Below are 9,799 nucleotides of genomic sequence, written 5' to 3' on the forward strand. Positions count from 1 at the left end.
CACCGACCCACCCGCCGAGCTCCAGGCCCTGATCGACGCGGTCACCAACGGACACGGCATTGACCTCTACCTCCGAATTTAACGAACTACCGGTAACGCGAAAGCAACGGCGCGCCGGGGCCCGTGCGACCCGGCGGCCGACCGCGGAACGGCGTACTCAGCCTCGCACGGCGGAAAGCCCGTATCCCCGGATCTCCGGGCACGCGGACACACACGCGGCCCGGTCCCGGAAGCCGCCCGAGCCGGGCCCGGGTCAGTTCGTCGACAGGGAGTCCGCCAACGACCTGGCGGCTGCTTCGTTGTAGCGGACGAAGAGGTAGAAGGGGCGCGCGGCTGCCACCGCACCGGCGACCGAGGCGAAGCCCCGGTCGAGGGCGGCAAGTTCCAACTCTTCCACCGGCGTGTCCCAGTACTCGGCGAGAAGCTCGGTGACCAGGTGGTCAGGGATCGCGTCGAGGCGAAGACCGGGACGCCGCTCCTTGGTCCGGTCGTTGACCTCGCGTGCGTTGTCCAAGAGCTGCCGGGCCGCCTCGCGGACGGGGTCTTCCTCCAGAAGCGACATGGCCTTCTCGTCCCACGGATGTCTCAGTGTGGTGCGACAGGACCGGACCAGGGCTACGGTGAGCTGTTCGGTGAGCGGCAGAGCGGTCTCGCCGGCAGTGAGCCACTGGCTCAGGAATCCGAGCCGGGCGCGGTCCGCGGGCAGTCGGTAGAGACCACCGTGCTCCCCGTGCCGCAGGGCCCGCTCCGCATCCGTGTCGCCTCCTGCCTGGTCCCCGCACTCCGTCGCGCACAAGGACGCCAGTGCGCGCAGCGTCATGCCCCGGTAGAACACCGGGTAGTCGCGGGCGAAGAGCTGTTGGGCGCGCAGCAGGCCCAGGGCACCGGCCCGTGGGGAGCCGGGGGCCGCGGGAACGGTACGAGCGGCGAGCTGCCAGGCGTAGAGAAAGGCCGTGCGGTGCGGTGCGGGACGCGCCGGAGGTCCGTCCGGCCCGCTGGAAGCGTCGGTGCGCAGGTGGTCGAGCAGGTCGAGTGCGTCGTCGCGTTTGGGGTCCTGGCGGTGGGCGAGACAGTACCGTCGCAGGGCCCGGACCGCTGTCGCCTCCAGTCCGGCTTCCGCGCCGGCTTGCGTGAGCGCGTTGTAGGAGCGCGACCCGAACGGGCGGCGGGAAAAGGCATCGATGAGCCGGTCGGCCACGTGGGCATCGCACACACCGTCGCGGACGGCCGCGGCGAAAGTGGCCCGCATGCACACGAGCGGCTCGGAGTGCGGTCTGTAGCCCTCCTCCGAGGTGCTGTGCAAGAGCGTCACCTCGTCATCGGCTTCGAGTCGCCCGTCGCGAAAGTCCGCGTAGATCCGGCCGATGCCCAGCATTCCGAAACGGTCCAGCTCGGCTGCCCTGAGCGCGCCCATGCTCGACGCGCCCAGCACGCGCACCCCGCGGCCGAGGAGATCAAGGATCTCCTTGTGCCGCACGGATCCGCGCTGGTGGAAGTAGCCGTCGATGATGGCGACCACGTCGCCCGCCCGCACCTCCAGGCGACCGAGATCACCTGCGGCGACCGGTGGCAGCAGCTCGATGCCCGTCCCGGCGGTCAGGTCCGGGGCGTCCGGCACGCTCGGTCCCACGAAGCAGTATGTCCTCGTCATGGACGAGTATCCCTTTCCTGGTTTCCTGGTGCGGGGCGTCACTATGCGGTGTCCGGCGCAAGCCGGTGGCGGGCCGGATCAGTGAGTGGTGTCGCTGAGCGTTCCCGGGCAGACCACGTGGACGACGGGAATGCCCAGTTCCAGCCGTGTCAGATCGACGAACAGGGGCGGGCGGCCGGTCACGGACTCGATCCGCCGGGCCAGAAGCATCCGCTCGTCATCCAGGTCTCGGAGCGGAGCCGACTTCACGGACGGGAAGGCGATCGCGTCCTCGGCCTGTCGCTGCGCGGCAGGGGCGCGGTCCACCGAGTAGACATGTGCTTCCCGGTACGGTGCCTGCCCGATGTCGTCACGTGCTCCCGCGATCGCCGTCGCGCGTGACTGTGCCGCCTCCGTCAGCGCCCGGCTCAGCGCAACACCCGCGTCCAGATGTGTTCCGGATCCTCCGAAGGGCACCGGAAAGGCGGCACTCGTGATGGTGGCATCGAAGGTGGGGACGTCGAAGGGGCCGTCCAGCGCCCGCACGCTCACGTGCACGCCCGCCGACTCGAAGCGTTCCAGGAGGCGGCGGCAGGACGTGTGGTCCACTGAGGTGAGATCGACCGGCCGGGCGGTGCCGTACCGTCGGGCGCGGGCGGAGGCGTCCCGCTCGATCACCTCGTACATGCCGTGCAGCAGAGCTTCATCCTGTACGTTTCCGCTGGCCAGGCCATTACTGGTGGCCCGGAACGCGGTGGGTGCCCACCGGCCCGTGACGCAGGCGTCCAGCCGCAGCAGAGGAACAGGGACGTACGAGTCGCCCTGCCCGTCGACGCGGGCGGCCGGATACCAGTCGAAGCGGCAGTCCGGCCCGAGGAAGTGGCGCGGGGCGAGGGGCAGGTCGTCGAGGCGATACCCCAGCAGGTGTTCCACGTCCTGGACCGGCGAGGTCATCGTCGGCACCCGGGGATGCTCCGCGTGCCACAGCTCGATGGCCTCCATGGCGGCGGAGACCCGCGCCAGGCTCGCGGTGACGCCCTTACCCTGGGACACCGCGAGGGTGTGCGCATCGGGGCGCACCGCCTGGAACACCGGTATGCCGATCTCGTCGAGCCACGTGACGTCCGCGACCCTGGTGATGCCGCATAGCGGCAGCACGGGCCGGATCCACTGCCAGGTCTCCTCCGCCGGGCGTACCCGGTGGGTGCCGTCCAGAACGACCTTGTCGCGGGCGGGCGGAACCGGAGGTCCGGTCCGAGGCAGAGACTGTCCCCGCATCTGAGCACTCCCTCACATCGCGGAGCGGGACGAACCGCAGGACCAGGAGCCGTTCCTGTCCGGGCACTCGCCCGGACAGGAACGGCGGGAAGCGATCAGACTTCGCTGGGCTCTTCCACCGGTTCGCTGTCGTCGTCGGTCACGCTGACAAAGAGGTAGGCGCGGACCTCACGGTCCCCCGCGCTCTGGAAGACCGCGTCCAGCTCCGCGTCCGTGGGCAGGGTCAAGGTGTCGCTCACCTTTTTTCCTTCCTGTCTCACACATGGACGGCGGGCCCTCATCACGCTCACACGTGTGCCCGCCAAGGGGTTATTGTCCCTGAGGAACACCGGATAAACACCTGCGTGGCGAAACCCATCGAGACATGTGTCCCGAGTGAGCCGACCGCCGGCTCACCGCAGGGCCGCGCGTCGGCCGCAAGTCCCTGCTGCGCGCCCGCCTCGGGGGAGACAACCAGGAGAGCATCTGCAAGCATGCGTCAGCGGCTCCAGACGTCGGCGCGAGGGCACCGCCACGTCCGGGCACGCCGACCTGTACGAGACGTTTTCGAGGGGGTACACGGTCAGATGAGTACGCTGTCTACCCATGAGCTGGCGCTGCAAGCCGAATTCGACGCCTTCTACGCCGCGAGGGCCTCTTCGGACCTTGTGCACCAGCTGACCGCCGAAGCGCTGGGTGACGCCTACCCCGCCGAAGTGGAGGCCTCCAGTTCCTGCGACTGGACCGTACTGGGCACGATGGTCCGCCGGTTGCGGCTGCGCCCCGGCCAGCTCCTCGCCGACATCGGCTGCGGCACCGGTGGCGTGGGACTGTGGCTGGCACGCGCGCTCGCCGCCGACCTTGTGGGTGTCGATCTCTCGGCCACCGCCGTCGAACTCGCCCGAGACCGCCGGGCCCGGTTCGTCCCGTCGCACCGAGCCCGGTTCCAGGTGGGCACTGTGCGAGCGACCGGTCTGCCCGACCGGTCCGCACACGGGCTCGTCTGTGTCGACGTGGTGAGCGGCTGGGCCGGTTGGACGGCCGCGCTGGAGGAGATGCACCGGATTCTGACCCCCGGCGGCCACGCGGTCCTGACCCGCACCGTACGCAGGGGCTCCGGCACCGCCTGGCGGCGGCAGGCCGAGGAAGCGGGGTTCGAGGTCGCGCACGTGGACGAGCGCCCCGACGAACCACAGGTGTGGCGCAGTCTCTACCGGCTGTGGCTCACCCGTGAGACAGAGCTGCGCCGCGCGCTCGGGGACGCTCAGGCAGGCGCCATGCTCAGCGAGGCGACGCATGCACTCCCCCGCCTGCACGAACACCATGCCCTCCTCGTGACCCTGCGCCGACGTCCTTGAAGGCACGCCCCCGGCGCCTCCCGGTCCGTTCACGCCCCGCCCCTCCGTCCCGGCTCTCCGCAAACGAGCCGTGCGGCATCCCCGCCCGGTGTCCCACGGAACGGCCTCGTGCTTTAGTGTTCGATCCACAACCGGCCGGGCCGGCCGTGTCCGAGGCGGCGGTACCGGTTTTCACTGCACACACCTGTGGGTACCGGGCGGGGTGGGATGGACGAGAACACGTTCGGTGGGCTGCTGCGTGCGGCGCGGCAGCGGTCGCTGCTGACGCTGGAGGGGCTGGCCGCGGCCTCGGGGGTGAGCGTGCGCGCCATCAGCGACATGGAGCGGGGCCGCAGCCTCCCGCGGCAGGGCACCCTCGTCGAGCTGATGGACGCCCTGGAACCGGACGAGGAGACGCGGCGGCGTCTGGTCCGGGCGTCCGCGCGGCACACCCGTGATGTGCCCCGGCAACTGCCGCCCGACCTCGCCGTGTTCCGGGGCCGCGACGAGGCACTGACGACCGCCCGTGCCCTCACGGCGCAGGTCGCCGAGCGGGGAGGGTGCGTCGTCATCGCCGCGGTCGGAGGCCTGGCCGGCGTGGGCAAGACCACGCTGGCCGTGCACTGGGCGCACCAGGTGGCGGACCGCTTCCCGGACGGCCAGCTCTATGTGAACCTGCGCGGCTTCGAGGACGCGGGCGAGCCCCTGGACGCGGGCGAGGCCCTCGGCGGCTTCCTGAGCGCGCTCAGCGTGGCCCGCGACGAGCTGCCGACGGGCACCGAGCAGCGTTCCGCGCTGTTCCGGGAGCGGGTCGCTGCCCTGCGGTTGATCGTGCTGCTGGACAACGCACGCGACGCCGAGCAGGTCAGGCCGTTGCTGCCCGCCTCGGCGGGATGCCTGACCGTGATCACCTCGCGCAACCGGCTCTCCGGCCTCGCCGCTACCGATGCGGCCTCCCTCATCGGCCTCGACGTGTGGACCGAGGCGGAGGCCGTCACAGCGCTGGCCGCCAGGATCGGCGAGGAGCGGTGCCGGGCGGAGCCGGAGGCCACCGCCGAGCTGGTCCGGCTGTGCGGGTGTCTGCCGCTGGCGGTGGCCGTCGTCGGCGCGCAGCTGAGTGCGGCACCGCGGATGCTCCTGCGCCGGGCCGCCGGTGAACTGGCGGAGACCCGCCTGGACGCCCTGGAGGCCGACGAACGGCGGACGGACGTGCGCGCCGTCTTCTCGTGGTCGTACCGGGCGCTCGGGGCGCCCACCGCGCGGTTCTTCCGGCATCTGGCGCTGCACCCGGGTCCGGCCGTGTCGGCCGAGGCGGCCGCCTCCCTCGCGGGCGTGGAGATGCTCCAGGCCCGCCGCCACCTGAGGGAACTGACCGCGGCCAGCCTGCTGTCGCGGGACGCGTCGGGCCGCTACGTCCTGCATGACCTGGTCCGCGCCTACGGCGCCGAACTCGTCGACCAGGCGGGGGACGACCGCCTCGCCGCCCTGACACGGCTGCTGGACTACCTGCGCCACAACGCGCACGCGGCCAGCGGCGCCCTCTCCACGCGGCTGGGGACCGCGCTCGCGGAGGTGCCGGCCGAAGGTGTGGTCCGGGTCGCGATCGGCACCCACGCGGAGGCGCTGGACTGGTTCCGCCAGGAGGAGTCGGCCGTCATGGCCTCGGTGTCCGCCCTGGACGACCCGAGGCTGCTGGCCTCCCGCACCCGTCTCACCGCGGACTGGGAGGGCTATTTCGCGATCATGGGGCGTTGGGACGAGGAGATCTCGGTCCAGCGCATCAGTCTCGACGCGGCCCTGGTGCTGCGGGATCCGGTCGCCATCGCACGCAACTGCGGGATGCTGGCGCGTGCGCTGACCGAGACGGGACAGGTCCGGGCGGCCGACGAGACGGTCGAGCTGATGCTCGCACAGCTGCCCCGGCTGGCCCCGGCCGAGCGGGCCAGCACGCAGCGGTGCGTCGCCTGGGTGCGCGGCAGCCAGGGCCGTCTCTCCGAGGCCGTGGACCACGCGCGCAGCGCGCTGGACCTGTACCGCACGCTCGACCAGCCCAGCCATGTGGCGCGCGAGCTGAACGCGGTCGGCTGGTACCTCGCCCTGCTCGGCGAGTACCGGGAGGCCATCGCCATGTGCGAGGAGGCGCTCCCCATCCTCCGCAAGAACGGCAACCGCCGCAACGAGGCGGCTACCTGGGACAGCATCGCCTACGCCCGGCAGCACCTGGGCGACCTCGACACCGCTGTCGCGGACTACGGGAGGGCCCTCGCGCTCTACGAGGAAGTGCTGGACACCTACGGTCAGGTGGAGGTGCTGGACCGGCTCGCCTCCGCCCACCTGGAGAGGGGCGACGCCGACCAGGCCCGCGTGCACTGGAACCGGGCCGCCGACCTGCTGGACGCGACCGGCAGCCCGCAGGCCGACGAGATGCGCGCCAAGACGCGGACATCGGCGGCGGACCGCGGTGACGTGCCGACGCGTTGACCTGCCAATGCAGTGACATGCCGGAGCGGTGACCTGCCGGTACAGTGACCTGCCGGTGACATGCCGGCGCGCGGGCGGGGGTCCGGAACGTCCAGTGGTCCAGAACGTCCAGTGGTCCAGAACGTCCAGTGGTCCAGAACATCCGGCGAGTCCGTCCGGCACCTCCGTCCGGCGGGCAGCGCTCCGCGGCCGGCGTGCGGGGCGCGGCCGACGGGCGGACAATTCTGCTGGTGGGGTGGTTTCGCGCACCCCACCGACCGTCAGCTCAGGCGCGTACGGATCCGCGTCTCACGCCCCCGCGGCCTGCCTGGACGTCGCGCTCACGTCCGTCCGCGCCTCACGCCCGCAGGCAGGAGTGTGCGGCCATGGACGGCTTCGACGGGCAGGCTCTGGAGAGTCTGCGTGCGGCACTGCGAGGACCCGTCCTCGCTCCGGAAGACCCGGGGTACGACGAGGCCCGTGGCATCTACAACGCCATGATCGACCGGCGGCCGGCCGCGATCGCCGGGTGCGTTGACGTGGCGGACGTCCGGACCGTGCTGTCCTGCGCCCGGGACACCGGGGTGGAGCTGGCGGTGCGGGGGGCCGGACACAGCGGGCCGGGACTGTGCCTGGTGGACGGCGCGCTGACGCTCGACCTGACGCCGATGCGCTGGGTGCACGTCGATCCCGGGGCCAGGACCGCGCGAGTGGGCGGCGGGAGCCGGCTGGGCGATCTCGACCACGCGGCGCACACCTTCGGTCTGGCCACACCGACCGGGATCATGTCGACCACCGGGGTGGGCGGACTCACGCTGGGCGGCGGGCACGGCCATCTGACCCGCAGGTACCGCCTGACGATCGACAACCTGCTGTCCGCCGACGTCGTCCGCGCGGCCGGCACCTTCCTCACCGCCTCCGCGGACGACCACCCGGACCTGTTCTGGGCCCTGCGGGGCGGCGGCGGCAATTTCGGTGTGGTCACCTCGTTCACCTTCCGGCTGCACCCGGTGGACACCGTCGGTGTCGCGGTGACCTTCTGGCCCGTCGACCGCGTGGGGGGAGTGCTGCGCTGGTACCGGCAGTTCCTGCCCGCCGCGCCTCAACGGCTTCTTCGTCCTGCTGACCGTGCCGCCCGCTCCGCCCTTCCCCGAGCCCCTGCACGGCCGGAAGATGTGCGGCGTGGTGTGGTGCCACACCGGCGACCCGGCACCGGACCGGCTGGAGGACACGCTGAAGGAGGTGAACACGCCCGGGCCGCCCGCCTTCCACTTCACCACCCCGATGCCCTACCCCGCCCTGCAGACCATGTTCGACGGGCTGCTCCCCAAGGGGTTGCAGTGGTACTGGCGCGGTGACTTCTTCGACGCCATCTCCGACGCCGCCGTCGCCGTCGCCGTCCACGAGAAGTACGGCCGGGAGCTGCCCACCGGCCTGTCCACGATGCACCTGTACCCGGTCGACGGTGCGGCCCGCCGCCCCGGTGCCGACGACACCGCCTGGGCCTACCGGGACGCCATGTGGTCGGGTGTAATCGCCGGCATCGACCCCGAGCCGGCGGACGCCGAGCTGATCCGCCAGTGGTGCGTGGACTACTGGACCGCCCTGCACCCCCACTCCATGGGCGGCGCCTACATCAACTTCCTGGGGGAACAGGAGAGCACCGACCGGGTCCGAGGGACCTACCGCGGCCACTACGACCGGTTGGCCGAGGTCAAGCGCACCCACGATCCCGGTAACTTCTTCCACGCCAACCAGAACATCCCGCCCGCGGCCCCGTGAGGTCGCGTGCGCCATCCAACGGCCCGGCCACAGGACGGAGCCAACGCCTCCTTACAGGTGGCGCGAACCTCAGACGGTGGCGGCGAGGTGGCCGGTGAAGAAGACGGCGAGCTTGTCAACGGCCGGGTCGATGTACTCCTTCTTGTCGTAGAGGTCGACGTGACTGGCTCCTTCGACGCGGTGGAGTTCCGCGGGGCCGGTGGCGCGGCGGTGGGCCTCGACAGCCATCCACGCGGTGACGGCGCGTTCGCCGATGATCTGGAGGATCGGGCGGGGGCCGATCAGGGGGACGGCGTGGAAGGCCTCGCTGGAGGCCATCTTGTCGATGCTCTCCCAGGCGAGGAACTTCGCGGACCGCTCGTGCTCGCCCCGGGAGGTGCAGTAGTACTCGAATCCCTCCACGCCGTGCTCGCCGCCGAGGGCGGCGGCCTGTTCGGCGGTCTCCGGGAACATGGTCATCACACCCGGGTCCTCGCCGCGGGCGGCCCGGGTACGGGCCTGGGCGGCGGCGTCGAGGAGCGACTGGAAGACTGCCGGGTCCTGGGAGCCGTCCGCGCCGTAGCGGAACTGGCGGGCGGGCTCGGCGGTGGAGACGGTGGCCACCGCCTTCACCCGGTGGTCGCCGCCTCCGGCGGCCAGCGAGTAGCCGCCGGAGGCGCAGATGCCGAGCAGGCCGATCCGGTCGGCGTCGACCTCCTCGCGGGCGGTGAGGAAGGAGACGGCGGCCTTGAAGTCCTCCACCCGCTGGGCGGGGTCCTCCAGTCCGCGCGGCAGACCGCCGGACTCGCCCTGGTGGGCGGCGTCGAAGGCGAGGGTGACGAACCCGCGCTCGGCCATCAGCTGCGCGTATGTGCCGGAGGTCTGCTCCTTCACGCCGGTACCGGGGTGGCCGACCACGAGTGCCGGACGCGGGCCCGGTACCGAGGAGTCGGGGGTGTAGAGGTGGGCGGCGATCGTGATGCCGGCGCTGTCGAAGGTGACGCTGGTCCTGGCCATGGAAATCTCCTTGTCAACTGCCTGTGGCGTGCTTGCCGGAACGGTCCCCGGACGACGGGTCCGTTCCTTGCGTCCACTGTTCACGGCGGACACGGGCCGCGCATCAGTCACATGACGGTGCGGTCCACTCGTCGGACGCCTCGGAAGGAGCCCGGCCTCCGCCGTGCCGGGGAGGGACGTTTCTACGATCACACCCCGGCTGCCGGGGGAAAAGAGCCAGGTCTTGCCTGGGAAGAAACCTTCCCCCATTACCTTCTTGATCGGCCCCGCAATGGGGTTCCCGGCCTCCGGGTCCGGCATGACTGGTCCCCCCTGTTGACCATGATCTGGGGGGTGG

6 protein-coding genes and 1 pseudogene are annotated in these 9,799 nt (G+C 71.5%); 3 read left to right on the top strand and 4 right to left on the bottom strand.

Going from position 1 to position 9,799, the window contains the following annotated elements; translation table 11 throughout:
- Positions 1-253 precede the first annotated feature (253 nt).
- The 3 genes from ACFC02_RS39955 to ACFC02_RS39965 all read right to left on the bottom strand — a co-directional run bounded on the left by ACFC02_RS39955 (position 254) and on the right by ACFC02_RS39965 (position 3,147).
- Positions 254-1,651: a TfuA-like protein gene (locus ACFC02_RS39955; RefSeq protein WP_376367515.1), complete on the bottom strand. Its 1,398-nt coding sequence runs from the start codon at positions 1,649-1,651 to the stop codon at positions 254-256.
- A gap of 78 nt (positions 1,652-1,729) precedes the next feature.
- The gene (locus tag ACFC02_RS39960; protein ID WP_376367517.1) at positions 1,730-2,908 is read right to left on the bottom strand and encodes a YcaO-like family protein; all 1,179 of its coding nucleotides are present in this window, start codon (positions 2,906-2,908) and stop codon (positions 1,730-1,732) included.
- Positions 2,909-3,003: 95 nt separating this feature from the next.
- Positions 3,004-3,147 (bottom strand): hypothetical protein, encoded by a 144-nt coding sequence (locus ACFC02_RS39965; protein ID WP_376367519.1) that lies wholly within the window; start codon positions 3,145-3,147, stop codon positions 3,004-3,006.
- Positions 3,148-3,474: 327 nt separating this feature from the next.
- Between ACFC02_RS39965 and ACFC02_RS39970 the strand changes: the two genes are divergently transcribed.
- From ACFC02_RS39970 to ACFC02_RS39980, 3 genes and pseudogenes are all read left to right on the top strand, one after another.
- Complete coding sequence (locus ACFC02_RS39970) at positions 3,475-4,245, top strand: class I SAM-dependent methyltransferase (RefSeq protein WP_376367521.1); 771 nt, start codon at positions 3,475-3,477, stop codon at positions 4,243-4,245.
- Positions 4,246-4,452: 207 nt separating this feature from the next.
- Positions 4,453-6,705, top strand: coding sequence for a tetratricopeptide repeat protein (locus ACFC02_RS39975; protein WP_376367523.1), 2,253 nt, complete (start codon positions 4,453-4,455; stop codon positions 6,703-6,705).
- A 365-nt stretch (positions 6,706-7,070) separates the two neighbouring features.
- Positions 7,071-8,466, top strand: a pseudogene (locus ACFC02_RS39980) (FAD-binding oxidoreductase).
- A gap of 69 nt (positions 8,467-8,535) precedes the next feature.
- On the opposite strand, the gene ACFC02_RS39985 reads toward ACFC02_RS39980, so the two are convergent.
- Positions 8,536-9,462, bottom strand: a complete 927-nt coding sequence (locus ACFC02_RS39985) for an alpha/beta hydrolase (protein WP_376367525.1) — start codon at positions 9,460-9,462, stop codon at positions 8,536-8,538.
- Between the last annotated feature and the right edge of the window lie 337 nt (positions 9,463-9,799).

The sequence above is a fragment of the Streptomyces sp. NPDC056160 genome (genome assembly GCF_042268205.1).
GTDB lineage: Bacteria > Actinomycetota > Actinomycetes > Streptomycetales > Streptomycetaceae > Streptomyces.